Origin of the sequence: Pectobacterium fontis (genome assembly GCF_000803215.1) — a bacterium.
GTDB classification, from domain to species: Bacteria; Pseudomonadota; Gammaproteobacteria; order Enterobacterales; family Enterobacteriaceae; genus Pectobacterium; species Pectobacterium fontis.
In genome coordinates this window covers 44,917-71,345 of record NZ_JSXC01000034.1, presented here as the reverse complement: position 1 = coordinate 71,345, position 26,429 = coordinate 44,917, and the positions used below count along the sequence as shown (strand labels likewise).

Annotated in this window: 20 protein-coding genes and 2 pseudogenes; 9 read left to right on the top strand and 13 right to left on the bottom strand. The window is 50.0% G+C overall.

Going from position 1 to position 26,429, the window contains the following annotated elements:
* Positions 1 to 91: 91 nt before the first annotated feature.
* Complete coding sequence (locus OI69_RS20075; protein ID WP_162847981.1) at positions 92 to 262, bottom strand: hypothetical protein; 171 nt, start codon at positions 260 to 262, stop codon at positions 92 to 94.
* 140 nt (positions 263 to 402) lie between these two features.
* On the opposite strand from OI69_RS20075, the gene OI69_RS11550 reads away from it, so the two are divergent.
* From OI69_RS11550 to OI69_RS11525, 6 genes are all read left to right on the top strand, one after another.
* The gene (locus OI69_RS11550) at positions 403 to 744 is read left to right on the top strand and encodes a hypothetical protein (protein ID WP_039350352.1); all 342 of its coding nucleotides are present in this window, start codon (positions 403 to 405) and stop codon (positions 742 to 744) included.
* 912 nt (positions 745 to 1,656) lie between these two features.
* On the top strand, positions 1,657 to 2,400 hold the full coding sequence (mobC, locus tag OI69_RS11545; protein WP_039350349.1) for a MobC family replication-relaxation protein: 744 nt from the start codon (positions 1,657 to 1,659) through the stop codon (positions 2,398 to 2,400).
* 58 nt (positions 2,401 to 2,458) lie between these two features.
* On the top strand, positions 2,459 to 2,677 hold the full coding sequence (ccdA, locus tag OI69_RS11540; RefSeq protein WP_039350341.1) for a type II toxin-antitoxin system antitoxin CcdA: 219 nt from the start codon (positions 2,459 to 2,461) through the stop codon (positions 2,675 to 2,677).
* Between the two features lie 2 nt (positions 2,678 to 2,679).
* The gene (gene ccdB, locus OI69_RS11535; RefSeq protein ID WP_039350338.1) at positions 2,680 to 2,985 is read left to right on the top strand and encodes a type II toxin-antitoxin system toxin CcdB; all 306 of its coding nucleotides are present in this window, start codon (positions 2,680 to 2,682) and stop codon (positions 2,983 to 2,985) included.
* 497 nt (positions 2,986 to 3,482) lie between these two features.
* On the top strand, positions 3,483 to 4,664 hold the full coding sequence (locus OI69_RS11530) for a reverse transcriptase family protein (RefSeq protein ID WP_080752638.1): 1,182 nt from the start codon (positions 3,483 to 3,485) through the stop codon (positions 4,662 to 4,664).
* The gene (locus OI69_RS11525; RefSeq protein WP_039350336.1) at positions 4,654 to 5,316 is read left to right on the top strand and encodes a retron Ec48 family effector membrane protein; all 663 of its coding nucleotides are present in this window, start codon (positions 4,654 to 4,656) and stop codon (positions 5,314 to 5,316) included. The genes OI69_RS11530 and OI69_RS11525 overlap by 11 nt, the downstream gene beginning before the upstream one ends.
* A gap of 81 nt (positions 5,317 to 5,397) precedes the next feature.
* Here the strand turns inward: OI69_RS11525 and OI69_RS11520 are convergent, their stop codons facing one another.
* Both OI69_RS11520 and OI69_RS11515 read right to left on the bottom strand, forming a co-directional pair.
* On the bottom strand, positions 5,398 to 5,892 hold the full coding sequence (locus OI69_RS11520) for a GNAT family N-acetyltransferase (protein WP_039350333.1): 495 nt from the start codon (positions 5,890 to 5,892) through the stop codon (positions 5,398 to 5,400).
* Positions 5,889 to 6,182: a type II toxin-antitoxin system TacA family antitoxin gene (locus OI69_RS11515; RefSeq protein ID WP_038921611.1), complete on the bottom strand. Its 294-nt coding sequence runs from the start codon at positions 6,180 to 6,182 to the stop codon at positions 5,889 to 5,891. Before OI69_RS11515 ends, OI69_RS11520 begins: the two co-directional genes overlap by 4 nt.
* 355 nt (positions 6,183 to 6,537) lie before the next feature.
* Here OI69_RS11515 and OI69_RS20225 point away from each other — a divergent pair.
* Both OI69_RS20225 and OI69_RS20220 read left to right on the top strand, forming a co-directional pair.
* Positions 6,538 to 6,663: pseudogene (locus OI69_RS20225) on the top strand (nucleotidyl transferase AbiEii/AbiGii toxin family protein); the annotation flags it as partial.
* 502 nt (positions 6,664 to 7,165) lie between these two features.
* A pseudogene (locus tag OI69_RS20220) lies at positions 7,166 to 7,285 on the top strand (nucleotidyl transferase AbiEii/AbiGii toxin family protein); the annotation flags it as partial.
* A 119-nt stretch (positions 7,286 to 7,404) separates the two neighbouring features.
* On the opposite strand, the gene bglB reads toward OI69_RS20220, so the two are convergent.
* The 9 genes from bglB to rlmD form a co-directional block, all read right to left on the bottom strand.
* Positions 7,405 to 8,544: a beta-galactosidase BglB gene (gene bglB, locus OI69_RS11510; protein ID WP_039350330.1), complete on the bottom strand. Its 1,140-nt coding sequence runs from the start codon at positions 8,542 to 8,544 to the stop codon at positions 7,405 to 7,407.
* Between the two features lie 43 nt (positions 8,545 to 8,587).
* The gene (locus OI69_RS11505; protein WP_039350328.1) at positions 8,588 to 10,147 is read right to left on the bottom strand and encodes an MFS transporter; all 1,560 of its coding nucleotides are present in this window, start codon (positions 10,145 to 10,147) and stop codon (positions 8,588 to 8,590) included.
* Between the two features lie 264 nt (positions 10,148 to 10,411).
* Positions 10,412 to 11,488, bottom strand: coding sequence for an ABC transporter substrate-binding protein (locus OI69_RS11500; RefSeq protein WP_039350325.1), 1,077 nt, complete (start codon positions 11,486 to 11,488; stop codon positions 10,412 to 10,414).
* Between the two features lie 5 nt (positions 11,489 to 11,493).
* A complete protein-coding gene (locus OI69_RS11495) occupies positions 11,494 to 13,689 on the bottom strand; it encodes a TonB-dependent receptor (protein ID WP_039350322.1) in 2,196 nt (731 codons plus the stop codon).
* 378 nt (positions 13,690 to 14,067) lie between these two features.
* Positions 14,068 to 15,363: a phosphopyruvate hydratase gene (gene eno, locus OI69_RS11490; protein ID WP_039350319.1), complete on the bottom strand. Its 1,296-nt coding sequence runs from the start codon at positions 15,361 to 15,363 to the stop codon at positions 14,068 to 14,070.
* Positions 15,364 to 15,460: 97 nt separating this feature from the next.
* Positions 15,461 to 17,098 carry a glutamine hydrolyzing CTP synthase gene (pyrG, locus tag OI69_RS11485; RefSeq protein WP_039350316.1) on the bottom strand — a complete coding sequence of 546 codons (1,638 nt, stop codon included), beginning with the start codon at positions 17,096 to 17,098 and terminating at the stop codon, positions 15,461 to 15,463.
* Positions 17,099 to 17,324: 226 nt separating this feature from the next.
* Positions 17,325 to 18,137 carry a nucleoside triphosphate pyrophosphohydrolase gene (gene mazG / locus OI69_RS11480; protein ID WP_039350302.1) on the bottom strand — a complete coding sequence of 271 codons (813 nt, stop codon included), beginning with the start codon at positions 18,135 to 18,137 and terminating at the stop codon, positions 17,325 to 17,327.
* 388 nt (positions 18,138 to 18,525) lie between these two features.
* Positions 18,526 to 20,760 (bottom strand): GTP diphosphokinase, encoded by a 2,235-nt coding sequence (relA, locus tag OI69_RS11475; protein ID WP_039350299.1) that lies wholly within the window; start codon positions 20,758 to 20,760, stop codon positions 18,526 to 18,528.
* 50 nt (positions 20,761 to 20,810) lie between these two features.
* On the bottom strand, positions 20,811 to 22,154 hold the full coding sequence (rlmD, locus tag OI69_RS11470; protein WP_039350297.1) for a 23S rRNA (uracil(1939)-C(5))-methyltransferase RlmD: 1,344 nt from the start codon (positions 22,152 to 22,154) through the stop codon (positions 20,811 to 20,813).
* A 227-nt stretch (positions 22,155 to 22,381) separates the two neighbouring features.
* Here rlmD and barA point away from each other — a divergent pair, with 227 nt between their 5' ends.
* The gene (barA, locus tag OI69_RS11465) at positions 22,382 to 25,177 is read left to right on the top strand and encodes a two-component sensor histidine kinase BarA (RefSeq protein ID WP_039350294.1); all 2,796 of its coding nucleotides are present in this window, start codon (positions 22,382 to 22,384) and stop codon (positions 25,175 to 25,177) included.
* 103 nt (positions 25,178 to 25,280) lie between these two features.
* Here barA and OI69_RS11460 read toward each other — a convergent pair whose 3' ends face one another.
* The gene (locus OI69_RS11460) at positions 25,281 to 26,426 is read right to left on the bottom strand and encodes a glycerate kinase (RefSeq protein WP_039350292.1); all 1,146 of its coding nucleotides are present in this window, start codon (positions 26,424 to 26,426) and stop codon (positions 25,281 to 25,283) included.
* Positions 26,427 to 26,429: the final 3 nt, after the last annotated feature.

Here is a 26,429-nt window from a genome sequence, read left to right as displayed (position 1 = left end):
CGTCAGGAGCGTTGTCGTAAAACCATTCGAGCATTCTGCCAAATGTTTCTTACACGTTAGGATTTGCTATATCACTGGCTCAAATCACCGTTCAGCCTTTTGGTTCAATACCGCGCGTCTGGAGTTCCTTACGAAGAACACGCTTGATCCACGTAGCCAATGTCTTGTCGCCATCCTTATGGGCTTGTTCTTCTAATTGCGCACGAAACTCGTGGGACAGTCGAATTTGATACTGGTCTGTTTTTGTTTTTTCACTTGACATTGTAATTACAAATTCCATAGCATGGTATAGTTGTAATTACACCGCAATTACATGGTGTTTTGCAACAGTAAAGAGCGAAGCCCGGCAGTGCTAGGAACACTAACCGGGCTTCTGACCACAACATTATGAGGACTAATGCTATGGCTGACACCGATAGTAACACGGGCGCGTCTTATCAATCACTGCCGGATTATGAGAACCATTACTCCGCCATGAGTGCCGCGCTGGCTCGTCTGGACTTTTCAAACATGGACAATGACGAACTCTCGCGGGTCACAGAATATTGCGCCGAAACACAAGCCGGGCTTTGCCATTGCCTGAATTTCATTGGCGATGCGCTGATTACCTTTGCCGATAATGACGTGTGCGAATCGACGCCAGAAAGCTTGTGCCAGTTGGGACATGGGTTAACCGCAATCAGTTTACTCATCCCTGCCCTTACCGATATGCACAAACGCGCACATTCACTCACCGCCAGATAGCCATCTGAATATGTTCTGCCTGATTAAAGCTCTGCCGTTGTTGACTCACGGTCAGGGCTTTTTTGCTTTCATGGCTCAATAACAATAACTCTTCCCATCCGATATTGAGTTGTTTGCAGGCAACACCGCCCTTTCCCGATAGCCTTCCCTACTGGCTGATTCCAGCGGGGTAGAAACATGCCTGCACGTTTTATTTTTGCAACGCTGACCGCGCTCAACAGGCCATTAAGCCACGACACAGGACGCGACGGGGTTAGGCGGTTGAATGCCTGCGCCTCTCGGGCATTCAACCGTGGCGTGAGGCGAGTAAATTCAATTTCGCAGAAATGGCTAATTTGCGTCGCCCGAACCCACCCGCGAGCGTTTCCCCCAGGGGAAACCGAGCAGGCCGGGGGGAGCCGAATAAATTTTGCCGCCCCAGCGAGCAAAAAGACGCGCCCACGCGTCGGTTTATTTGGGGGGCTTCAGCCCCGCACACCGTCGCCGCTAAGTCTCCGGCCACAAGCCGGTAGCGAGGCGCGACTACCCACTTTGAAGGCGTTTTCCCATTTTTTCGCTGACCGGAACGGGCAAAAGAAAAAGTGGGCTAAAAACGGCGTCTCAAAGGGGGTAGTCGCGCGTAGCGCGCGACGGTGTGCCGCCGTTGACATTGGGGGTTTTGGCGTGGCGTCCAGCCGCGACATTACCCCCATGCGACAGGCAATAAGGGCGTCCAGCCCGCATGCACTGACGCACGCCGTTTTGTGCCGGGAAATGTATTTTCCGGCACATGGTTGCAAAGCTGCTACCTCTTTATCCCCACAAGATCGCCTCATGACGTCGACTCATGCCAGTACCCCAAGGTATGCGCCCATGTAATGAGGCGATAAAGCCGAAAGAGCGAACACCCCAGTAAAATGCGAAGGAGGAACCATGCTGATTTCTGATTACCGTGAACGCCGGGCACGTAGTCACGAAAAAATGCGACTTCTGCTCACCTTTCTGAAAGAAGAAACCTACAGCGACTTTAAAACCCTGATGCTGCTTTTTGATTATAAAAATCACAAGCCGCTTTATCTGTTGCTGGCAAAAGCCATCGACATGGGATTGGTCCAAAAGCATGAAATAAACACCAGAATGGTGAAAATCTCTCTGTGGGGGATCACCAATGACGGATTAGCCGTTGTCGTCACGCCAGATGATGACGGTTTTCCTGCACGCTTTGAGCCTGCAAAAATCACCGGCTGGACGCTGGAGCATCACCTTGATAACCAGCTCGCCCGGCTTATTCTGGAAAAGAAAGGCGCTTATGGGTGGATTAGCGGCGCTTGTTCAACGTACCGTAGCCGCTATCAGGTCAAACATCGCCCAGATGGGGTGATCACACTCCCGAACGGAACGGTCATCGCAATTGAAACCGAGCGTCGCCTGAAAACCAAAGCCCGCTACCAGTCGATTATCACCAACCATTTACTGGCGCGTACTCAAAATCACTGGATGTACGTTTTCTACATCGTGCCGGATCCACAGAAAAAACGGGCTATCGAACTGCTGTTCAATAACATCAAACACGTCATCGTGAATCATCAGCGCATCAGGCTGGAAGCAAAGCACCGCCATGTTTTTCGGGTTTATACGGTTGAGGAACTTAAACGGTTAGCATTAAATTTTGACTAATTGCTGAACAACAACGCGGAGTATATACTCAAAGTATGCACACGAGAGGAGCACTATAATGAAACACCGCGTCAGCGTTACCGTGGACAAAGACAATTATCAGGTTCTGAGTGCTGCCGGAGTCAATATTTCCGGACTGGTGAATGACGCCATTGGTAAAGAAGCCCGCCGCATCAGGGCTGAGGAGTGGAAAAAGGAAAACCGCGAAGGGATGGAAGAAGTCGCCCGATTTATCGCGCAGAATGGCTCCTTTGCGGATGAAAACAGGAACTGGTGATCATGCAATTTATTGTTTATCAATACAAACGAGCCAGTCACTACAAAATGTTTGTCGATGTGCAAAGCGATATTGTCGAGACACCCAAGCGGCGTATGGTCATTCCGATTATCGAAGCACATCATCTCTCTGAGAAAGTGAATAAAACGCTGTTCCCGCTGATCCGCATCGACAGCGAAGACTATCGGCTGATGACGACGGAGCTATCGAGCGTTCCTGTTGAGGTGATTGGAGAGGCTATCGCGGATCTTGGCGACTACGCGGATGAGATCAAGGATGCTATCAATCTTATGTTTTGGGGGATTTGATTGAGATTCGGAGTGTTGGTGTCAAGCCTTACTAATAGAACTATCCACAGCATCAGTGTGTTGAAAAATTTCTAAAAGTGAATAGTTCAGTTTATTGGGACACTGACGCCTTATAAAAATTAACCATTTGAATAAAAATAAATTTTAAAGATGAGGTAAGATTTTAAATACATGTAGTATACAAAAAAACATAATCTGAAAAAAAATAGCTTTAAGACCTATCTTATTTCTGGTAAAAAAACACTGTGGGAAGAACACCTCACTTGATGAAAAAGGAAGCGCTAAAGCAAGAAGATCTGTCCTTAAGTCTAGGACGACCGAAAGGTCTTTCTGGGTGCACTCTGGCGAGCCATGCGAAAGCTAGACCACGGAGTACAGTACACAGTTGGAAAAAGTTAGTGAAGGTTGGGTGGACTTTATACTCTTGCGTTGCTTCCTTCGGATTCAACTGCCCTTCCTGGCCGTGAGGACGCTAACTTTTATCTAAGAAGGTTCAGATGCCAAAACATTTCTCCTTTAAAAACACCTTCACCCCCATTCAAAGAAAAGAAAGCTTAATTGCCTTACTGGGTATAAAAGATATAGCTAAATTCGAAAGCCTGATTACGGATGGTGTAGAAAAAGCATATTACATTAAGCCACCTATTGAAAAAAAGAACGGTGGTCATAGAATTGTATACGCGCCAAATCGGATGTTGAAGTCAATACTCAGAAAAATAAATAATAAAATATTTAGTCAAGTTAACTTCCCTGACTATCTATATGGTTCCATTCCAGATAAAGAAAGCCCACGAGATTATATCTTATGTGCTCAACAACACTGTAAGTCCAAGATTTTAATTAAATTAGACATTGAAAACTTCTTTCCAACAATGAAGGATAGGTTCGTTTATAAGATATTTAAAGAACTCTTTCGATTTTCTGATGAAGTATCCAGCATCCTCACAAAGCTAACTACTTATGAGGGATTTGTCCCTCAAGGTGCCCCAACAAGTACTTATTTAGCAAATTTATATTTTTACGACTGTGAACCAAGTAAAGTTAGATATCTTCGTGGTCTTGGATTTAGGTATACTCGCTTAATTGATGATATAACCATATCTCGTATAAAAAAAGAAGGTGATTGGAAGTTTGTAGAGTCGATTATTTCAGAATTCATTAATAAAAAGGAATTAACAGTAAACGAAGAAAAAACAAAATTACTGTCAGCCGATTCGCCGCAATCTTTCAAAGTTCATGGGTTATGTATAGAAGATACAACTCCACGATTTACTAAAATTGAAAGATCAAATATCAGAACGCAAGTTTATCAAGTTGTAAAAACTGGTTATGGCCATGATAAAATCAGGATGCAACTAAGTTATCATAAAAAATATTTCTCTGTAAAGGGTAAAATAACCAAGCTCAAACGCGTCAACTGCCCTGATTATCCACTTTTGAAAAAATTACTAAAGAAGCATTGTGACCCTCTGCCTGAACACAAAGAAATTAAAAGGATCAATCGCGTAATATCGAACTTATCCAAAGATCATACTAATTTTGGTCATACTGAAAGATATAAAAGTCGATATTTTCAGGTTGTTTTTCGGCTAGATATATTAAAAAAACTATATCCAATTGAGGCAAGCGAGTTTAGATCGCGATTGAGGCAAATAGGTCCTATAAAAAATGAAAATTAAAAAGCCATTAATAGATATAATATCATACATTATCATAATAATTGTTACGCTTTGTTTTTTACTAATGATTACTTCTGCAATAATCGTATATATAGATATCATTAGAACAAAAAATTTGTCATTTTGTTTTTCTGAAAAATGCATTGTAGATGCGCAGAAAATATTCAAAACACCAATAACATTTTTAAAACAATCCCTAACACTAATACCTGTATTTGTATTTTTTATAGGGCTATATAATTATAAACTCGCAATTATAAACTCAAAAAACAATAATATATTGAATAAGGAAAGAGATTTTTATACTTACTTGAAAGAAAATTCGAATGTTCAGGAAGACCTAATAAAAACACTTAATAAAAAGAAACTTTTTAACTCACTCTTTGATGAACAATTGAATTTCAAGCCAGATGCCAAAGAAAAAATAGATTCTTATTTTAAAATTCGCAAACTTACTGGATTACTAGATTCTCTTACTGAAAACAAAAAAGAAAACTATAAGAAAAACCTTATTGCAACATTAATATATTTTGGTTTTAATATTGATGAAGAGTTAAACATAGAGCGTTTAGATGAAATCACTCACAATATATGCCTACTACTTATAGAAATCATTGATATTTGGTTCAGTATTAATTTATCAAAAGATTGAATTATAATAATCAAGGTCGAACACAGTGAAGCTATATTTTGAACTATATAATTTACTGTGTTTGATATGATAGCATCAATTTCAAATTGATAGACTCCCCACCAAATCCCCCAACGTCACCATAAGCATCATCGGATCTATCGGTGAAGGCTCAAATCCCACACGCAGGTAAAATTCTCTCGCTTCATCAGACAGTGCATGAACCAACATCCCGCGAATACCGATAGTATCAGCGACCTGAATCACCCGCAGCCCAGCATCCCGTACCAACGCCCGGCCAACCCCCTGACCATGCAATGATGTATCCACCGCCAGACGACCCAGCACCACGACCGGGATCGGATCGGGCATATTGCGGCGAAAACGTCCGGGAGCGGCATTCGTTGCTACGGCACTGGAAGCCAATGAGTAATACGCCAACACTTTTGAATCATCGCAACTGACGAAAGTTCGGGATGCGCCAGTGACCTGATTTTTCATCGCCCGTTGTTTCAGCCAGTTGTCCATAGACTCCACGCTGCAACAGAATGAGGATAGTACATGTTCGGCGCGGAGTGGCTCAGGAGCGGAGATCATTTTTTCTGTTCCCACGGTGCAGGCGTTTGCATGGTTTTGCGCAGCGCGGCGTTTGGTGCGGGAGCCTGATCCAAACGAGCAAGAAATTCCTGATAAGCATCAGGATCTGCCATGATGATACGCTGATCGATCAACGCTTCTTCTGCGGCAGCACGCGCAGCCTCAAGGACAAAATCAGTGCGATTTTTCCCTCTGGCCTTCGCTGCACGATCGATCAGATCGCGTTCAGCGGGCTTGATGCGTAAATTCAATGTTTCGCGTTTAACAGAAACGCTGTTCGTCGCTGGCATGATGTTATCCTTGAGTATACTCTCTGGATATTAATCATACAGCAACCGTAACGCTAATGTCATTACGATTTATCGACATCATAGGGAATCGAACCGAAGGAACGAACCGGACATTTCTTTATCGTATGCATCCCATCATCCTGATCTATCTATGAAAATACGGGTCAACCTACGGGTCTTGACAACTGTAGTGATTAAAATTTATTCTATATTTCAACTTAATAGAAAGCTGAATGATCCCGAGTCCGGCACCACCTTTCCTTTTTTATGCCTCCTTATCAATCCCTATGTTGTTGTGATTCAATAAGTTGGCGTAAAAATCTTTTCCGATGCGTTTTGATTTATCCCTTCGTGTCGCGATCCTGAAATTCAACATCTCCCGGCTATTCGCTGTAAACAACGTAACTTAGCGGAACTGAACGCTAAAAATCCGGCTAAGTTTACGGCAGCTCTAAACAAACTTGTGGCGGTGTTGGAGTAAAATTTTTAGCCTTGCTATATATACAGCTCTAACGATCAATATGAATGATGCACCATACGATAAATACGGCACATCAACTATTCCGCTGTTCGATAAAGATCCTTTCGACACTGATGACAATAATGAACTCTATACCCTGATATACCCCGCCACAAATAGCTATCTATGCGATTAGAACCACAGTAATAGCAACGAGTCCCTGTATTTGTTTTTGTCTGAGGATAAATTATCCAATATTTTTCCAATTCCAGATAATTTTGACGCCACTCCCTATCATCAACTCGGATAAGAAAATACCAAAATAGCCACAAAGGTCCCCAGAAAGGGAGAGACAGTAGATATATCAAACGACGATAGTTTTGAGGGATGCGCCGAAACTGAATGCCAATCCAATAACCAACCCTTTCCCGGTGACTGTCATGATCGTGCTTACCAGACATCCTTTTCATATGCATTTCCTCGCAGGTTGTGCAACACGAAGATATTACCAAAGAAGATGTTCCAAGAAACGTCGCAGGGATCTCTTTTGTCAGTAACGACTTTGCTACCGTAGGCGTTGAAGTCGCACCTTATGGATTGGGATCGTCAATTCTTGCTCAGTTATAAACAAAATAACCCTGACTGATCGCTGTATCGCTATCCTAATGGTTGCACGCTAGTGGCTCTGGCATAACCTCTTTGTGCCATCGATTTGTCCGAAAAAATGGCCCCTGAAAGAGAAATGACAGGGGCATTAACCGGTTACAGATAAACCCGCAGGTATTCCGCCAGACACAGAATCGCCATCGCCTGACCGTACGGCATAGAGGTCAGCGCGATATTGCGGTAGAAATCCAGATCGTTGCCCATCGCGGTGCCGAATGATACCTGCGTCAGTTCACCGTTCTGATTGACGTGATTAATCACGCCGCGAATCGCTTTCTCCGCGACTTCCGCGTAGCTTGGATCAACATAGCGCTTGCGTACCGCTTTCAAAATCCCGTAGGCAAAACCAGCGGTTGCCGAGCTTTCAAGGTACGAATTGGGATCATCGATCAGCGTATGCCACAGGCCACTGTCATCCTGATATTTCGCCAGTGCCTCAATCTGGCTTTCCAGCACCTGCAAGAGGAAGCGCCGTGTCGCGTTGTGTTCCGGCAGATCCAGCAGCTCGATAAATTCAGGAATCACAATCGTCAGCCAGCTATTGCCACGCGCCCAGCGTGCTTTGGCATAGTTGTGCTGCCCTTCAAACGTCCAACCGTGGAACCACAGGCCGCTTTCACGATCCATCAGATATTGCACATGCAGCAGGAACTGATATGTCGCTTCTTCCACAAATTCTGGCCGGTTTAACAACTTGCCGATTTTCGCCAGCGGCAGCACGCTCATCATCAGCGTGTCGTCCCACAACTGCTGGTGGTTTTCGTTGTTATAAACAATGTGCTGCAAGCCGTGCTTGTTCGTGCGCGGCATTTCATACATCACCCACTCCGCCCAGCGCTCCAGATACGGCAGCCAACGGGCGTCGCCCGTTTCTTCATAGCGATACGCCAGCGTCAGGAACGGGCATACCGTGTTGACATTTTTCGTCGGCGTGCCTTCAGCCAGGCGTTCAGTAAACCAGTCGTCAATGATAGCGCGCATCTGCTCGTCGCCCGTTTGCTGGTAATACTGATAAATGCCGTACAGCCCAATGCCGTGCGTCCATTCCCATCCCGCCCAGCCTTTGGTATCAATCACCCGACCATCATCCAGCCGTAACAAGAATTCACCGGTTTTATCCTCGATATTCACCAGATTGTCGGTGATACGGCAAATCAGCGACTTCAGATCCTCACGGGAAATGAAACGTTCCGGCTGACGTAAAAGTGGGCTATGTTTTACACTGAATACGGTCATAGTCATTCATCCAATTGAGTTATCAGTTAACAGTTCAATACAGTTACGGCTGCGTGGCGTGCGCGACCGGTTTACCGCCTTTATGGCGGTTCAGGTAGCCGATATTGTTGTTGCCCCATAGCGATTCATACGGCATACCCGCCAGCATTTCGACTGTGGCCCGCGCCTGTGGCGTAATTTTCTCCGGCACAGGCCGCCCGGCTTCACGCATTTTCAGCGTCTCCTCCCGCAGTACGCTGTGCGTTTGCAGATTGAGTTTAAAGCGCAGGGACACCAGGAAGCCCAGCGCCAACACGCCCACCGTACCCACGCTCAAAATCATCAAAATCGTGTGGCTGACGCCCGGTGCCTGTACGCTTTGCCCGGACACAAAGCCGGATAGCTGCAACACCACGCCCACCAGCATCACGGCACCGGCCTGAGAGGCTTTACGGGTCAGCGTCATAATCCCGGCAAAGATCCCTTCGCGACGCTGGGCGGTGATCACCTCATCCACATCAGCGATGTAGGTGTAGGTATTCCACGGCACGTAGTTGATCCCACCGCGCCCAATTCCCGCCAGCGCGGAGATCAACAGCAGCAGAGAGAACGTATCATGCAGGCCGCTGTACCACAGAACGGCATAGGAGAGCGCACTCACGCCAAACAGGCACACCACCAAACGGTAAGACGGTGCCGGCCCAAAGCGAATACATAGCGGGATCATGCCGATCACCGCAATGAATTGCAGGATCGCCATCGTTCCCATCAGATTAGAGGCCATCGTCGGGCTTTGCATCAGCACAAAGACCACGTAGTAGGTAAACACGGCGTTAAACACATCCTGCGCAATATATCCCCCCAGATACATACCGAGATGTTGGCGGAAAATGCGAATACGCAGCGTTGAGGTCAGTTCGACGTTAAGACGTTTCAGGCTTTGCCCTAACGTCAGAGACTGGCGCTCTTTCTCCGCTCGTCGCGAGGCTTCCGACATCTGATCGCGTGGCCGCTCCCAGGTAAAGCAATAGACCAGCGTCAGAACCAGCGCACAGATAATGGAGAACACCAGACTCGAATAGAAGAAGGACACCGCATTGTCTTTGCCAAAGTAGCCCAGCAGAATGCCCGGCAGGAACGCGGCCAAAATGGCAGAAAGCTGCGCCAGCGCGATACGTGCGCCGGAGAACTTGGTTTTCTGTTTGAAATCGTCGGTCATTTCCGGCACCAGCGTTTCATACGGCACCAGCACCATCGTATAGACGATATCGAACAACAGGTACGTCAGCAGGTAGTACCAATAGCCCATCTCCCCCACCCACATGAAGCTGTAGCTGAACACACAGGGAATACCGAGCAAAATAAAGAATTTACGGCGGCCAAAACGTTTGCCCAGCCAGGTTGAACCGAAGTTATCGGTCAGGAAGCCCATCAGCGGGCTGACGACGGCATCGAGTACGCGCGCCATCGCAAAGATAAACGTCGCCTCAATCGGCGTCAGGCCACAAAATGTGGTGTAAAAATAGAGTAACCAGGCAGCCGTCAGCGCCGTTGTACCCGCCCCAAGAAAGTCCCCTGAACCATAGGCTAGATAGTTAGCCAAACCGATCTTACGCGTTTTCATCGCCATCCTTCCCCGAACATTTTTAGTTATGAAGGTGTCACGCTGTTACGTTAGCGCCCGGCGATCGTGAAAACCTTTGCGAGTTTGCCACCACGCGTGCCACGCTGGCAGCACTAGGAAGATTTGTGCGATCTGCTTCAAAGATTTTATAAAAAGCGATTTTAACTGAACGAAACCAGACGTTCGTTTATAGCGATCACAGGATAGAAGAAGGGAAGTCAGCGGGAAGCAAAGCAGCGTCGCAACGGACGCTGCCTCAATATATCAGCGGGGAGATAAAATAGAATCGACCTGCTGCGCGGTTAAATCAAAGCCGTAAAAACGCAGATAAAAATCATGCGTCTCTTTTGCCATATCAATGTGTTGCATCTGCTGTGGATACAGCGTTTTTGCCAACCAAAGGAATTGCAGCGCCTGCTCCGAGGTTTCCCGACACCACCAGAACATGCCCAGCGGATTCGCGTAGACGCGCCCTTGTTTCACCGCACGCAGTTGCTGCCATTGCGCATCCTGACGAATCGCCTTCGCATCCTCAGCCCGCATCGTAATAATCACATCAGGGTCAGCCTGATAAATCTGCTCAAGTGAAACGGGGGCCGTAGTGACACCCGATGGGCTAAACCACGGCTCTGCCACGTTGATCGCGCCGCCCAGATCCATCCAGTCCTGATTCAACGAAGGACGCCCTGATGTCGTTAGCGGATCGCCAACCGCATGGTAAACCTTCACACGCTGCTGTGATGGAATACGTTGAATCACCTCCGTGACTCGTCTGACATTATCCTGATAATAGGCAGCAAAATCCTGCGCCCGATGCGAGGCTTCCGGCCCCAGAATCTCACCGGTAATCAGCGTACGTTCCACCATCGCCGCCAGTGAGTTATAGCGGAGCGGCACAATGGCGATCCCCGCCTTATTCAGCGTTTCGGCCTCAGCAACGGGCACATTTTCCGACACGAAAAACACCTGAGCACGGCGAGAAATCAATGCTTCCGTGTTAATTCCCATGCTTCCGCTTTGGGAAACCAGCGAAGCCTGCGTAATGGATGGCACAAACTGGCGGAACAGCGGCATATCGCGTACGAGCCTGGTCGTCCCGACAATCCGATCGCCATAGCCGAGCATTGCCAGTATCGAGTTTTGCGCATTCCACGAGGTGGCCACCCGTTCAACCGTCGCAGGCACGGTCACAGTCCGATCGCCATAATAGTGGATCGTTCGCTGCGCGGTTTCGGACGTTTCCGCCTGAACCTGATAGACACCAGAGAAGCTCACCGCCAGCAGCATTAGTATATTGAGCAGATACTCGCAATAGCGCGTGGTAAGGGGACGTTTCTGCATCACGCTCACCAGTCAACAGTCAGAGAAGCGCGGATTTCACGCGGGTCGCCAACGAAAGCGTTGGCACCGCCGTTAATGCCATCCGTGCTGCCGGGGAAAATAGAAGCCCAGTAATGCTCATTGGTGACGTTATTGAGTGCAACGCGAAACGCCGCAGGCTTATCGTACAGTTTGAAGCCATATCGCGTACCCAGATCCAGCGTCACATAGCTACCTGCCCAGGCCGTATTGGTATCATTAGCCGCGCGCTTACCGGTGTAATGGAGATTCGCGATATAGACCAGATTAGGTGCAGACGGATGGCTATATTCCGTCAGCAGATTGGCCTGAAACTTCGGTACTCCAACCACCCGCTTATCACGCGTCGCAGCTATTGCGGTGTCTTTCAGCTTCGGATCCAACAACGTCATGCTGCCGTAAAGGTGCAAGCCAGAAAGCACTTCACCATCCGCCATCAACTCCAGACCGGTGTTGACCTGATTACCCTGCTCTTTGAATACGTTATCCGATGCGACATACGCGAAGGGGCGCTCCAGACGGAAAACGGCCGCGTTCAGATTCAGCCCATCCCACTGTGATTTCACCCCAGCCTCATATTGAGTACTACGGTAAGGCTTCAGCGTCTGCCCTTTATTCACCACATCGTCATCCGTTGGCGCGGTGCCGCCCTGCTCCAGCGAATCGGCATAGGCGACATAGGTCATCACGTTAGGCAAGGGTTTGTACATCAGTGACACCGTCGGGCTAGTGCCGGTATCGCGAGTCACTTCACCATCAGAGTCAAAACTGCGTGAGGTAATCCAACTTTGGCTCACGACGCCCATTGCCGACCAGCGATCGTTGAACGTGATGGTATCGCCAGCCGTGATAGCCTGCTGACTAGTACGGCTGGATTTATAACGACCCGATCCCAGATAGAAACGCCCATCGCTAGGATCGGAATAATTACGCGGAGAATCAATGGTGCTACTTCCCAACGGAAAGCGCTTGCTATTCCCCAGGCCGTTATAGATTGTCCACTGATATCCGGTAGTGCTGAAAACCACATCATGAGAAGGTCCATTCGTATCAATATGACCATTCAGTTGTAGCGTATTGCTCAATACTTTAAAACGCCCAGCAGTATAAGGCTGCGTCAGAGAAGAACTCACCGTCCCCTGATTGTTAGTAATAGTATTCGACAGCGAACGCATACCACGATCGGCAGTTTGATAACCTACGCCGCCCGAGGCATACCAGTTATTGTTAAAGTAGTGTTTCAGGCGCGTACTGGCTGTTTTAGTGATGAGATCGAGCCCCGCAAAGCTTTGCCCGTATCCCTGCTTCGTTACATCCGGTGCGCTGGGTAACTGAATCGTCGGCCCATAAGAAAACCCTCCGGCATAGCCCATTTTCCTGAAGCGATACTCGCTGGCGTTCATCTCTAATACCGTATCAGGCGAGAGATTCCAGTCAAAGGCAACACTGGCTAACTGCCGTCTCAGCGTGCTGTTGCTGATACTCCCTTCGCCTTCATCGTGCAGCAGGTTGATGCGGTAACCGAACTGGTTTTCGTCACCCACATGTCCACCGAGATCGGCATGCCCCATCGCGGCACCTTTACCGGAATAGCCCACGGTAAAGCGGTTCAACGTCTGCACGGTGGGTCTTTTTTGTGTGAAGTTAAATTGGCCGGACGGGCTGGCGGGTCCGTACAGTGCGCCCGTCAGGCTGTTAATCACATCCAGTCGCTCCAGCATTTCCACCGGGAACGCGGTGGTGGAAATAATGTTTAATCCATCCAATCGACTGTTCGCCAGCACGTCACCTTGCATACCTCGGCTCTGTGGGCGACCAACGTCAATACCGCCCCGCGCCTGCATCTGGCTGGATGCACTGTATTTCAGGAGATCGTTAACGTTCTTCGCCTGCTGATTGGTAATCATCGATTCCGTCACGGTCGTGGTCGAATACGGCGTGTCCAGTCTTGAGCGTTTACCCAACGGCCCGATCTCCACATCATCGGTCGTCATACCTGCGCCAGCCAGATTCGCATTCGCCTCACGATGCTCAGCCCTAACGACCATCACGTCAGCCACTTTTGCCTTCTCATTGACGCTGCTCGTTGCGGGTTCTGCGCTCAATACCGGTGGAACAACCACCATTAATACGGGTAATAACCACTGTACTTTTTTTCTATTATTTTTTATTGGGGCTTTCATCTGCTATGTCCCTGTTGGTCAATATCATGTCAATTATCGATATGTAATTTTTTATATATCGCTGCGTACTATACAGACACGACAGGAAGAAAATAAGGAAATCGATAGAGGGATTTATTTTATAAGATGTTGAATTTTAAAAATTAAAATATAAAAGCGAGGTGTATAACTGATACCTAAAAGTGGGCATCCGCTATTCAACGAAAGGAAAAGATGAGCGATAAGAGCGTTGTACAGCAACAGCCCGGAGTATGACAAACAAGAATCTCCGGCATAAAAAAATCCAGAAACGTTTTCACGCTTCTGGATTTTTATGGTTAATCGCGTTGGGGTATATCAGACCGTTTTCTCAGCAGCCTGATGACACCAGAAACGCAATTACTGGCCTTTAACTTCTTTCAGACCGTTAAACGGTGCAGCATCACCCAGCGCTTCTTCGATACGAATCAACTGGTTGTATTTAGCAACGCGGTCAGAACGGCTCATAGAACCGGTTTTGATCTGGCCTGCTGCTGTACCGACTGCCAGGTCAGCAATGGTAGCATCTTCCGTTTCGCCTGAACGGTGAGAGATAACCGCCGTGTAGCCAGCATCTTTCGCCATTTTAATCGCCGCCAGCGTTTCAGTCAGAGAACCGATCTGGTTGAATTTGATCAGGATAGAGTTAGCGATGCCTTTATCGATACCTTCTTTCAGGATCTTGGTGTTGGTAACGAACAGATCGTCACCCACCAACTGGATTTTGTCGCCCAGCACTTTAGTCTGGTACGCAAAGCCAGCCCAGTCAGACTCGTCCAGACCGTCTTCGATAGACACGATCGGATACTGTTTGGTCAGATCTTCCAGGAAGTGAGTAAATTCTTCAGAGGTGAACGCTTTGTTGCCTTCGCCCGCCAGAACGTATTTACCGTCTTTGTAGAATTCAGACGCGGCACAGTCCATCGCCAGCGTGATGTCTTTGCCCAGCTCGTAGCCTGCTGCTTTTACCGCTTCGGCGATAACCGCCAGCGCTTCGGCGTTGGAACCCAGGTTTGGCGCATAGCCACCTTCGTCACCAACAGCCGTACCCATACCTTTGGATTTCAGAACTTTCGCCAGAGTGTGGAACACTTCAGAACCCATACGGATGGCTTCTTTCAGGGTTTTCGCGCCAACAGGCTGAATCATGAACTCTTGGATATCAACGTTGTTATCCGCGTGCTCGCCGCCGTTGATGATGTTCATCATTGGCAGTGGCATTGAATATTTGCCTGGGGTGCCGTTCAGTTCAGCGATGTGAGCATACAGTGGCAGACCTTTTGAGGCAGCAGCGGCTTTAGCGGCAGCCAGAGAAACGGCCAGAATGGCGTTAGCACCGAACTTGGATTTGTTGTCAGTCCCATCCAGCTCGATCATGATCTTGTCGATGTTCGCCTGATCTTTCGCGTCTTTACCCAGTACAGCCTGAGCAATAGGGCCGTTAACCGCAGCAACGGCTTTCGTTACGCCTTTGCCCAGAAAACGGGATTTGTCACCGTCACGCAGTTCCAGCGCTTCGCGAGAGCCAGTAGAGGCCCCTGATGGCGCAGCAGCCAGACCAACAAAACCACCTTCCAGATGCACTTCCGCTTCAACAGTTGGGTTTCCGCGTGAGTCAATGATTTCACGGCCGATGACTTTAACAATTTTGGACATTAGATTTTCCTCAGTACAAGTTAAACTAAAACTTTAGATAGAACTAAAACCCTAGACGAGCAACGCGCGATAGCGATCGCGCGTTGCTGTATAACTCTTACTTCACCTGACGCTTCTGGTACGCGCCAGCGGCTTTCACAAAGCCGGCAAACAGGGGATGTCCATCACGCGGCGTTGATGTGAATTCCGGGTGGAATTGACAGGCAACGAACCAGGGATGATCGGGTAACTCAACAATCTCCACCAGTTTGCGGTCGGCGGAAAGACCAGCAACCCGTAATCCCGCCGCTTCAATCTGTTTCAACAGCATGTTGTTAACTTCATAACGATGACGGTGACGCTCAATGATCGTCTGTTCACCATACATCTGACGCACCAGACTGCCTTCGGTCAGGTGGCATTGCTGCCCGCCAACCCGCATGGTGCCGCCCAGATCGCTGGCTTCATCACGGACTTCAACATTGCCGTTCTCATCACGCCATTCCGTAATCAGCGCAACCACCGGGTATTTACAGTCTGGCATAAACTCCGTTGAGTTTGCGCCTTCCATGCCAGCAACGTTACGGGCAAATTCCATTAATGCGACCTGCATCCCGAGGCAAATGCCCAAATAAGGGATCTGGTTCTCACGGGCGTAATTCGCCGCCATGATTTTCCCTTCGACGCCACGGTAGCCAAAACCGCCCGGAATCAGAATCGCGTCTAAATCTTTCAGTACCTCGACACCACGGGTTTCGACATCCTGCGAGTCGATAAGTTTAATATTCACCGTCAGGCGATTCTTCAGGCCACCGTGTTTCAGCGCTTCGATCACGGATTTGTAGGCATCCGGCAGCGCAACATATTTGCCAACCATACCGATAGTCACTTCACCGCCCGGATTGGCTTCTTCATACACAACCTGTTCCCATTCTGACAGGTTTGCTTCAGGGCAGTTCAAGCTGAATCGTTTACAAATATAATCGTCCAGCCCCTGTGATTTCAATAGCGCCGGGATTTTATAAATCGAATCAATATCTTTAAGGGATATTACTGCTTTTTCCGGCACATTACAGAATAAAGCAATTTTTGCACGCTCATTGGCGGGCACCGTGCGGTCGGAACGGCAAATCAGCACGTCAGGCTGAATACCGATAGAAAGCAGTTCTTTAACGGAGTGCTGCGTCGGCTTGGTTTTCACTTCGCCCGCCGCCGCCAGATACGGCACCAGCGTCAGGTGCATAAACAGCGTGTGTTCGCGACCGACCTGAACCGCCATCTGCCGAATCGCTTCAAGGAAGGGCAGAGATTCGATATCACCCACCGTACCGCCGATTTCGACCAGCACCACATCGTGGCCTTCGCCACCTTCAATAATACGTTCTTTAATCGCGTTGGTGATATGCGGGATCACCTGAATGGTCGCGCCCAGATAGTCGCCACGGCGCTCTTTGCGCAGGACATCAGAGTAGATACGGCCAGTGGTGAAGTTGTTGCGGCGCGACATTTTGGTGCGGATGAAACGCTCGTAGTGACCCAAGTCCAGATCGGTTTCGGCACCGTCTTCGGTGACAAACACTTCACCGTGCTGCGTCGGGCTCATCGTGCCCGGATCCACGTTGATGTACGGGTCCAGTTTCATGATGGTAACGTTGAGGCCACGGGCTTCAAGAATAGCCGCCAGAGAGGCTGCGGCAATGCCTTTACCCAGAGAGGAAACGACCCCGCCGGTCACAAAAATATAATTAGTTGTCATGCTGAACCTGAGAGTTTAGGTTTAAAGACGATGGAAGTACCAAGACGGGAAAGTAGTATACCTGAACCTGATGAACGCCACAAATGTTCGTTTTACACCATGTGGCGATCCCAACGCACGCGAAGATGAGACAAAAGCCCAACAGATAACGCCATTAAAAACCTGAAAAAACAACAAAGTAAAATCATAAAAATGGATAAAAAAACCGTTAACCACTAAAAAGTGATTAATGGCTTATTTCCTGTTTTTTCACCTGCTGCCACGCGGCTTCCATTTCCTCCAGCGTTGCCTGTTCCAACGTTTTCCCCGATGCCGTAACGATTTGTTCTACCTCACGAAAACGACGAGTGAACTTACGATTCGCCGCCTGTAACGCACTCTCAGCCTTGTGCCCCAGATGACGAGAGAGATTGACTGTGGCGAACAATAAATCACCAATCTCTTCTCCTAATTTTTCTTCATCGACAACGGCTTGCCGCGCTTCGTGCATAACTTCATCGATCTCTTCATATACTTTGTCGAGCACTGGCCCCAGACTGTCCCAATCGAAGCCAACAGATGCACAACGCTGCTGAATTTTTTGTGCTTTCATCAACGCTGGCAATGCATCAGGAATGTCATCCAACGGCGAGTGGCGCTCTTTCTCTGCCCGCTCCTGCGCTTTGGTCTGTTCCCAGTTTGCCAGCACGGCCTCGCTGTCCGTCAGTGTCATCTCCCCGAAAATATGTGGATGACGGCGCTCCAGCTTGTCGCTGATAGCGTTACATACATCGGAGAAATCGAATAAGCCTTTTTCCTGTGCCATTTGCGCGTAAAACACCACCTGAAACAGCAAATCCCCTAGCTCACCGCGCAGATCGTCAAAATCCTGACGACTGATGGCATCCAGCACTTCGTACGTTTCTTCCAGCGTGTAGGGCGCGATGGTGTCAAAGGTCTGCTTCTTGTCCCACGGGCAGCCATTTTCAGGATCACGCAGGGTTTTCATGATGGCGAGCAGGCGCTCGACGGAGGATTCGTTCATCAAAGATACGGTCATAATATTCCTGAAAAAATTTTTATAAAAATAGCGAAAAATAGTAGCCAAATTTGGCTAAAAAGCGCAAAGACATCACTATTTTCATTTCAACGGCGTAAAAAATTGTGCTGAGATGCGCATGGCCGCCGAGTGAGCCGCATGGATGCGGCGAAAACCTGTGCCGCGTCGGGAACGCGTCACAGGTGGCTCGACAGCGGGCATGTACATCGAAGGAACCGCAACGCGGCACAATTCCCGCCAAAAGCCAGGGTTCTGAGGGATGCGGCATCTGAGCATCCCTCAGTCGGGCGTGGCAATGGTGCCACAAAAAACACTATTGCTAACCACGCACGAAACTTTTCACTACACCCGCATAAAATTTCCAACCAGGTGATGGTGAAACTATCATTTACGCTCCCTGCTGACGCCGCGCGTCGATCACATCCGGTAATTGGTTGAGCTTCGCCAGAATGCGGCTCAGCACTTGCAGGTTATAGATCTCAATATCCATATCAATCGTTGCCAGTTGCTGTTTGGTGTCGCTACGGCTGGCGACGCCCAGTACGTTGACCTTCTCATTCGCCAGAATCGTGGTGATATCCCGCAATAGGCCACTGCGATCGTTGGCAACCACCCTCACTACCAGCGAATAGCCGCTGGAGTAGCTTTCACCCCATACCGCGTCCACAATCCGCTCCGGCGAGCTGGCGCGTAGTTCGTCCAGTTGTTCACAATCCGCACGGTGAATCGAAATCCCCCTTCCGCGCGTGATAAACCCGGTGATCTCATCGCCGGGGATCGGCTGGCAGCAGCGTGCAATGTGGTGCATCAGATTGCCAACGCCTTCAACGACCACGCGGCCATTATCTTTGTTATTACGTACTGGCGGCTGATGCGATTTCTGCGTCAGTTGACGCAGCGCTTCACGATCCAGTTCTTCCGCACTAGGCTGCTTTAACTGCGATTGCAGGAAGTTCACCATCTGGTTCAGACGAACATCACCGCCGCCAATCGCGGCCAGTAATTCATCCAGCGAATTCACGTTGTAACGCGGCAACAACAGTTTTTCCGCCGCTTTCAGGCTGACGCCCAAATGCGCCAGTTCATCATCCAGAATCTGCCGCCCCGCCAGAATATTCTTGTCGCGATCTTGCTTACGGAACCAGTTTTGAATCTTCGAGCGTCCACGACTGGTGGTGATATATCCCAGATTCGGGTTTAGCCAGTCGCGGCTCGGGTTCGGCTGCTTCTGGGTGATAATTTCAATTTGGTCACCCATTTGCAGTTGGTAGGTAAACGGCACAATGCGTCCACCAATTTTTGCTCCGATGCAACGGTGTCCGATATCGCTGTGGATGTTATAAGCAAAGTCGAGCGGCGTAGAGCCGGCTGGGAGATCCACCACGTCGCCTTTTGGTGTAAAGACATAGACACGGTCGTCAAACACCTGGCTGCGAACTTCATCCAGTACGTCGTTCGAATCCGCCACGTCTTCCTGCCAGGCCAGCAGTTTACGCAGCCAGGCAATGCGGCCTTCGTAACCCGCGCGCCCGCCAACGGAGGTGCCCTCTTTATATTTCCAGTGTGCCGCCACGCCCAGTTCGGCATCTTCATGCATCTGACGTGTGCGAATCTGAATTTCGAGCGTCTTCCCGCCCGGCCCTAGCACCACCGTATGAATGGACTGATAGCCGTTCGGCTTAGGGTTCGCGACGTAGTCATCAAATTCGTCCGGCAAATGCCGGTAGTGGGTATGTACGATACCCAATGCGCCATAGCAGTCCTGCAAACGCTCAACGACGATGCGCACCGCACGTACATCGAACAGTTCATCAAACGACAGCGCTTTTTTCTGCATCTTGCGCCAGATGCTGTAGATATGTTTGGGGCGACCGTAGATTTCTGCCTTCACGCCCTCTTCTTTCATCGCATCGCGCAATGTTTTAACAAAATCATCAATATACTGCGCACGGTCGATACGGCGCTCGTGCAGCAGCTTGGCGATTTTTTTATATTCATCAGGATGCAGATAGCGGAAACAAAAATCTTCCAATTCCCACTTCAACTGGCCGATGCCCAGCCGGTTCGCCAGCGGTGCGTAGATATTGGTACACTCTTTAGCCGCCAATACCCGCTCTTCTTCGGGGGCATCCTTCACTTCACGCAGGTGAGCGATACGTTCGGCGAGTTTGATCACCACGCAGCGGAAGTCTTCCACCATCGCCAGCAGCATGCGACGGATGTTATCGACCTGCTCAGAGGCACCCGAATCATGCTGCGTCGCTTTGAGCTGGCGGATTGCATCCATATCGCGCACGCCATGCACCAAATCAACGATGTTTTTCCCAAACGCGGCTTCCAGCGTCGGTTCATCGACCACGTTGGCATTTGCCAGTGGAAACAGCAGCGCCGCGCGCATGCTGTCGTTGTCCATGCTGAGCGTAGACAGGATTTCCACCATTTCAATGCCGCGCCACAGCAGCAGCGGGGCATCAAGGTGATCTTGCGTTTGCTGTTCACAGTAACGCCAGGTTTCGGCTAAACGTTCACATGATTGCTGGCTGGCAATACCCAGCGAAGCAATCCACGCGTCAGGGACAAACTCACCTGCCGTATTCAAATGCGCACTTCTTACCGCAACCATAATTTCTCCCTACGTTACCTTTCACCTTGCAAACAACGCCGAGTCGGCGCTTATCGCGCGCCGGTATCGTGCAAAAACAGTGCCATCGATTCAAGGTGTCCGGTATGTGGAAACATATCCAACATCGCGACATTCGCCAGTCGATAACCCGCAGCCAGTAATACTTTGCTGTCGCGCGCGAGCGTCGTGGCGTTACAGGACACATAGACTACCCGTTCAGGCGCTAATCGGGTTATCTGCTCCATCACGCCTGCCGCGCCCGCGCGTGCAGGATCAAGTAATATTTTATCAAAACCCTGTGCCGCCCACGGCTGCCGGGTGACGTCATCTTCAAGATTTTGGTGAAAAAATGTGACATTGGACAACGCATTGCGCCGGGCATTCTCTCGTCCTTTTTCGACCAACGCCGTTACCCCTTCAACGCCAACGACGCTGGCGGCACGCTGTGCCAATGGCAGCGTGAAGTTACCCATGCCGCAAAACAGATCTAATATTCTATCCTGTGGTTGCACATCCAACCACGCCAGCGCCTGCGCAACCATCTGCTGGTTCACCGCGTCATTGACCTGAATAAAATCACGCGGGCTAAATGCCAGCGTCAGCCCGGCGACGTGATAAACCGGCTCTTCACCGTACAGGCATGTCAGCGAGTCAGCATCCGGTGCCAGATAGACCGAGACACGATGCTGCTGGGCAAAATCACGCAGCACTTGTTCATCCGATGAATGCAGTGGATCGAGGTGTCGCAGCACCAGCAGTGGACCATTCTCCGCCTGCACCAGCTCCACATGGCCCAGACGCTTCACCGCTTTTAACCGGCTCAGACAGTCGCGCAGCGGTTGCAGCAGCGCTTCAAGCTCGGGACGCAAAACCGGGCAAGCGGTAATATCCACCAGATCGTGGGAATTTGGCTGCCGATAGCCCATCAATAGCCGCTGCTCTTTCGCCTGAAAGTATAGCGCAAGCCGCGCGCGCCTCCGATAAGCATAAGGTGTGCCAGCAATCAGCCCCGCCTCAGGCAGTTCAGTCCCCGTTTCCCGCGTCATCAAGCGCATTAATGCCGCCGTTTTACTGCTTTGTTGCAGTGTGATTTCCGCGTGCTGCTGCTGGCAGCCGCCACAGCGGGTAAAATGCGGGCACCGCGGTTCAACACGCTGCGGGCTGTGCGTCAGAAGGCGTTTCAGTTTTGCATGTGAAAACTGGCGTTTCTCTTCCGTCAGTTGAATCTCCGCCTGCTCTCCCGGCAGAACGCCCGAAACAAACACCGTCTTGCCTTCGTGACGCGCCACTCCCTGCCCAAACGGATCGAGTGACGTAACCGTAACAGTAAGGTTTTTAGCAGGAATCGCTTTCCGGGTCGTCACACGCCGGTTTGGAGAGTAGAATTGCGCCATAATGTACTATCGATTGTTCTCTTGAGTTGAACGGCAGTACCCAAATACCGGTAATACTTCAAGCTGCATGTGCGTTGGCTTTCCTCGTTCACCCCAGTCACTTACCTGAGTAAGCTCCTGGGGATTCACTGTGTCGCCGCCTTCCTGCAACTCGAATTATTTAAGGTATAACTAAATTAAATAATAGGGTGCTTAGCATCCCCCTAATTCTCCCACATTGGAACCTCATGACCAAATACAGTCTTCGTGCACGGATGTTGATACTGATTTTGGCACCGACGCTTCTGATCGGGCTGCTGCTTAGCTCATTCTTCGTCATCCATCGTTACAATCAGTTGCAATCGCAGTTGGCCGACGCAGGCACCAGCATTATCGAACCGCTGGCAACCATCAGCGCGTACGCCTTTACCCATCGCCAGATAGACACGATCCCTCAGTTAATCAATACGCTTCATCGCCAAAACTCCGCGATAATTCGCACCATTAGCGTGTTCGATGCCCATAATCAGCTATTGGCAACGACCAATGTACGCCACACCGTAGCATTACAGTCGCTCGGTAACGATGCGTTTTCGTATAACAAACTTCACCTGCACCACACGGATGATGCGCTGATTCTGCACATGCCGATCGTCAATGACAGCGAATTTATGCCGGGCAAAATGCCCCCTGTGCTGCCCGGTTCCGCCACGCCACTCGGCTATCTGGTGATCGAACTGGATACCAGAACCATTCAGCTTCAGCAGTATCAGGAAATCGTTATCGCGACGCTCCTGCTGCTGCTGTCTTTAGGTGCCGCCATTCTTTTTGCTTACCGTCTGATGCGAGACGTCACGACGCCGATCCGTAATATGGTTGATACCGTCGATCGCATTCGCCGCGGGCAACTGGATAGCCGGGTGGAAGGCTACATGCTCGGCGAGCTGGATATGCTGAAAAATGGCATCAACTCCATGGCAATGTCGCTAACCGCCTATCACGAAGAAATGCAGCAAAATATCGATCAGGCGACCTACGATTTGCGGGAAACACTGGAGCAGATGGAGATCCAAAACGTCGAGCTGGATCTGGCCAAAAAGCGGGCGCAGGAAGCCGCGCGTATCAAATCTGAATTTCTGGCGAATATGTCACACGAACTGAGAACGCCGCTGAATGGCGTAATCGGCTTTACCCGCCAGACATTAAAGACCCCGCTGAATTCGACGCAAACCGATTATCTGCTCACCATCGAACGCTCAGCCAATAACCTGTTGAATATTATTAACGATGTGCTGGATTTCTCAAAATTAGAGGCCGGAAAACTGGTATTGGAGGATATCCCGTTCTCCCTGCATAGTGCGCTGGATGATGTCGTGACGCTGCTGGCACATACCGCACATGAAAAAGGGTTGGAACTGACGCTCAGTATTCAGAATGACGTCCCCGAACAGTTCGTCGGCGATCCGCTGCGGATACAGCAAATCATCACCAACTTGCTGGGCAACGCGATTAAATTTACGGAACAAGGCAACATTGATATTCGGGTAGAGAAGCGTCGGCAGGAACATCAGCAGGTTCAGCTAGAGGTGCAGATACGCGATACCGGCATCGGGATCGCCGAGTTGCAGCAATCACAATTGTTTCAGGCTTTCCGTCAGGCCGACACCAGTATTTCCCGCCGTCATGGCGGCACAGGGCTTGGGCTGGTCATCACCCAGCGTCTGGTCAAAGAAATGGGCGGCGATATCAGTTTCCAGAGCCAGATCAACAAGGGATCCACCTTCTGGTTCCACATCACGCTGCCACTGAACCCTCACGCTGTACCGACAGAGCCGGCGTACACCATGCTGCAAGGTAAACATCTGGCCTATGTCGAGTATCATCCCATCGCCGCGCAGGCCACGCTGGATATTCTGAGCCAGACGCCATTGATAGTGAGCTACAGCCCAACATTTGAACAATTGCCAGAAGGGGATTTTGATATCCTGCTGCTCGGTATTCCTGTGCAATATCGCAATACGCTACTCGACTACACGCCCACACTGCGCGATATCTGCCGCCGTGTGCCTTGCGTGATTCTGGCACTGCCGAGCCTGGCGCAAATAGATGCCGAGCAGTTGAAAAACTTCGGCGTACATGCCTGCCTGAGCAAACCGCTTTCATCGTCACGCCTGCTACCACAACTACAAGACAGCTCGCGGTTCCAACTCTCTTTTCTGCCGGATGACACGGCATCGCAACAACGCGCCGCTCGTCGCCCAGCCCGCCTGCCACTGAGCGTGATGGCCGTGGATGATAACCCGGCCAACCTGAAACTCATCGGTACGCTGCTGGAAGAACAGGTCGAGACGATTATCCTGTGCGAAAGCGGGGCAGAGGCTATTTCACAGGCAGAAATGCATCAAATTGACATTATTCTCATGGATATCCAGATGCCGGGTATGGACGGTATCTGTGCCTGCGAACTGATCCACCAGATCCCTCATCATGCCACCACGCCGATTATCGCAGTGACAGCACAGACGATGACGGATGAGCGAGAACATCTGTTACGCTCGGGTATGGATGACTATTTGGCCAAACCGATAGACGAACAGATGCTGAAAAGCGTGCTGACACGTCATGCGCACAGAGAACCGTTAAAGCGCCATCGCAGTGACATCGCGGATTTGCTGAGCGAGCATGACGACAGTCAACTATCGCTTGACTGGGCGCTGGCGCAGCAACAAGCGGCCAATAAGCCTGAGCTAGCGCGTGACCTGTTACAAATGCTGCTGGATTTCTTGCCTGAAGTCCGGCAAAAAATAGAAAATGTGCTGAAAGGTCAGACGGATGACAACATTATCGAACTGGTTCATAAACTGCACGGCAGTTGTAGTTACAGCGGCGTCCCTCGTCTAAAAGGCATCTGCCGCTATCTGGAACAACAACTGCGTAACGGCGTTCATGCCAGCGATCTGGAACCTGAATGGCTGGAGCTACTGGACGAGATCGACAACGTCAACCAAGCCGCCCAATCGCACATCAACCCCAGGCTCTCGTAACCGCGACGCCGCATCACTCTGTCTCTTCGTCTTGCCATGATCCGGCGTAAAAAATGATGCTGAGGAGATAGCAGGCTGTAGCGTCATCGCATCACGATGGCAATCAACACGATACCGACTGTGCCAGCCGGATCGTAGCAGCGATATTACGCGCCGCCATCCGCACATTCTCCGCCGCATTATCCAGCGCTTCTTCGAGGGAGCAAATGTTGTAAAGCACGCTGAATACGGCATCCAGCCCATGTTCATGTACCACACCAACATCTGCCGTCAGGCTGCCTGCAATCCCAATCACCGGTTTATTATACTGTTTGGCAACTCGCGCCACGCCAATCGGCACTTTACCGTGGATCGTCTGGCTGTCGATGCGCCCTTCTCCGGTAATCACCAGCGTGGCATCACGTACCAGTTCATCCAACCCCAACGCTTCCGTCACTATCTCAATCCCCTGACGAAGTTCAGCGTCGCAAAATGCCTGTAACGCCGCGCCCATCCCCCCCGCAGCGCCCGATCCGGGAACGTGTTCCACGTCCCTGTCCAGATCCTGACGGATCACCGCCGCATAATGCTTCAGCGCATTATCCAACTGCTTAATCATTTGCGGCGTTGCGCCCTTCTGAGGGCCAAAAATCGCCGATGCGCCCTGTTTCCCCGTCAATGGATTGGTTACATCGCAGGCCACTTCAAAACGGCAGCGTTTAATACGTTCATCCAGTTCGCTGATATCAATACGCACCAGTTTATCGAGTTCACCACCACCAAAACCAATCTGTTCGTCCTGCTGATCCAGCAATTTCGCGCCCAGCGCCTGCACCATGCCCGACCCGCCATCATTGGTGGCACTCCCGCCAATTCCGATAATGCAGTGTTGAACACCGTGATCCAACGCGCAGCGAATCAACTCGCCCGTGCCATAGCTGGTGGTCTTCAACGGATTACGCCGTTGTGCAGGCACGCTTTCCAGACCGCTTGCCGCCGCCATCTCAATAAATGCTGTTTTTTCATCACCAGACAGACCGAAGAACGCGTCAATACGATCGCCTAACGGCCCTGTCACCTTAACATTCACAATCTTACCATCGGTCGCCGCGACCATGGCTTCAACGGTGCCTTCCCCACCATCTGCAACGGGCAATTTGACATAGCAGGCATCGGGAAATATTTCACGAAATCCCTTTTCAATCTGCGTGGCAACCTCTTGTGCAGACAGGCTTTCTTTATAAGAATCCGGTGCGATCACTATTTTCATAAA

Coding starts and splice junctions, on each gene's coding strand:
- OI69_RS20075 (WP_162847981.1), bottom strand. CDS start 262: ATGTCAAGTGAAAAAACAAAAACAGACCAGTATCAAATTCGACTGTCC.
- OI69_RS11550 (WP_039350352.1), top strand. CDS start 403: ATGGCTGACACCGATAGTAACACGGGCGCGTCTTATCAATCACTGCCG.
- mobC (WP_039350349.1), top strand. CDS start 1,657: ATGCTGATTTCTGATTACCGTGAACGCCGGGCACGTAGTCACGAAAAA.
- ccdA (WP_039350341.1), top strand. CDS start 2,459: ATGAAACACCGCGTCAGCGTTACCGTGGACAAAGACAATTATCAGGTT.
- ccdB (WP_039350338.1), top strand. CDS start 2,680: ATGCAATTTATTGTTTATCAATACAAACGAGCCAGTCACTACAAAATG.
- OI69_RS11530 (WP_080752638.1), top strand. CDS start 3,483: ATGCCAAAACATTTCTCCTTTAAAAACACCTTCACCCCCATTCAAAGA.
- OI69_RS11525 (WP_039350336.1), top strand. CDS start 4,654: ATGAAAATTAAAAAGCCATTAATAGATATAATATCATACATTATCATA.
- OI69_RS11520 (WP_039350333.1), bottom strand. CDS start 5,892: ATGATCTCCGCTCCTGAGCCACTCCGCGCCGAACATGTACTATCCTCA.
- OI69_RS11515 (WP_038921611.1), bottom strand. CDS start 6,182: ATGCCAGCGACGAACAGCGTTTCTGTTAAACGCGAAACATTGAATTTA.
- bglB (WP_039350330.1), bottom strand. CDS start 8,544: ATGACCGTATTCAGTGTAAAACATAGCCCACTTTTACGTCAGCCGGAA.
- OI69_RS11505 (WP_039350328.1), bottom strand. CDS start 10,147: ATGAAAACGCGTAAGATCGGTTTGGCTAACTATCTAGCCTATGGTTCA.
- OI69_RS11500 (WP_039350325.1), bottom strand. CDS start 11,488: ATGCAGAAACGTCCCCTTACCACGCGCTATTGCGAGTATCTGCTCAAT.
- OI69_RS11495 (WP_039350322.1), bottom strand. CDS start 13,689: ATGAAAGCCCCAATAAAAAATAATAGAAAAAAAGTACAGTGGTTATTA.
- eno (WP_039350319.1), bottom strand. CDS start 15,363: ATGTCCAAAATTGTTAAAGTCATCGGCCGTGAAATCATTGACTCACGC.
- pyrG (WP_039350316.1), bottom strand. CDS start 17,098: ATGACAACTAATTATATTTTTGTGACCGGCGGGGTCGTTTCCTCTCTG.
- mazG (WP_039350302.1), bottom strand. CDS start 18,137: ATGACCGTATCTTTGATGAACGAATCCTCCGTCGAGCGCCTGCTCGCC.
- relA (WP_039350299.1), bottom strand. CDS start 20,760: ATGGTTGCGGTAAGAAGTGCGCATTTGAATACGGCAGGTGAGTTTGTC.
- rlmD (WP_039350297.1), bottom strand. CDS start 22,154: ATGGCGCAATTCTACTCTCCAAACCGGCGTGTGACGACCCGGAAAGCG.
- barA (WP_039350294.1), top strand. CDS start 22,382: ATGACCAAATACAGTCTTCGTGCACGGATGTTGATACTGATTTTGGCA.
- OI69_RS11460 (WP_039350292.1), bottom strand. CDS start 26,426: ATGAAAATAGTGATCGCACCGGATTCTTATAAAGAAAGCCTGTCTGCA.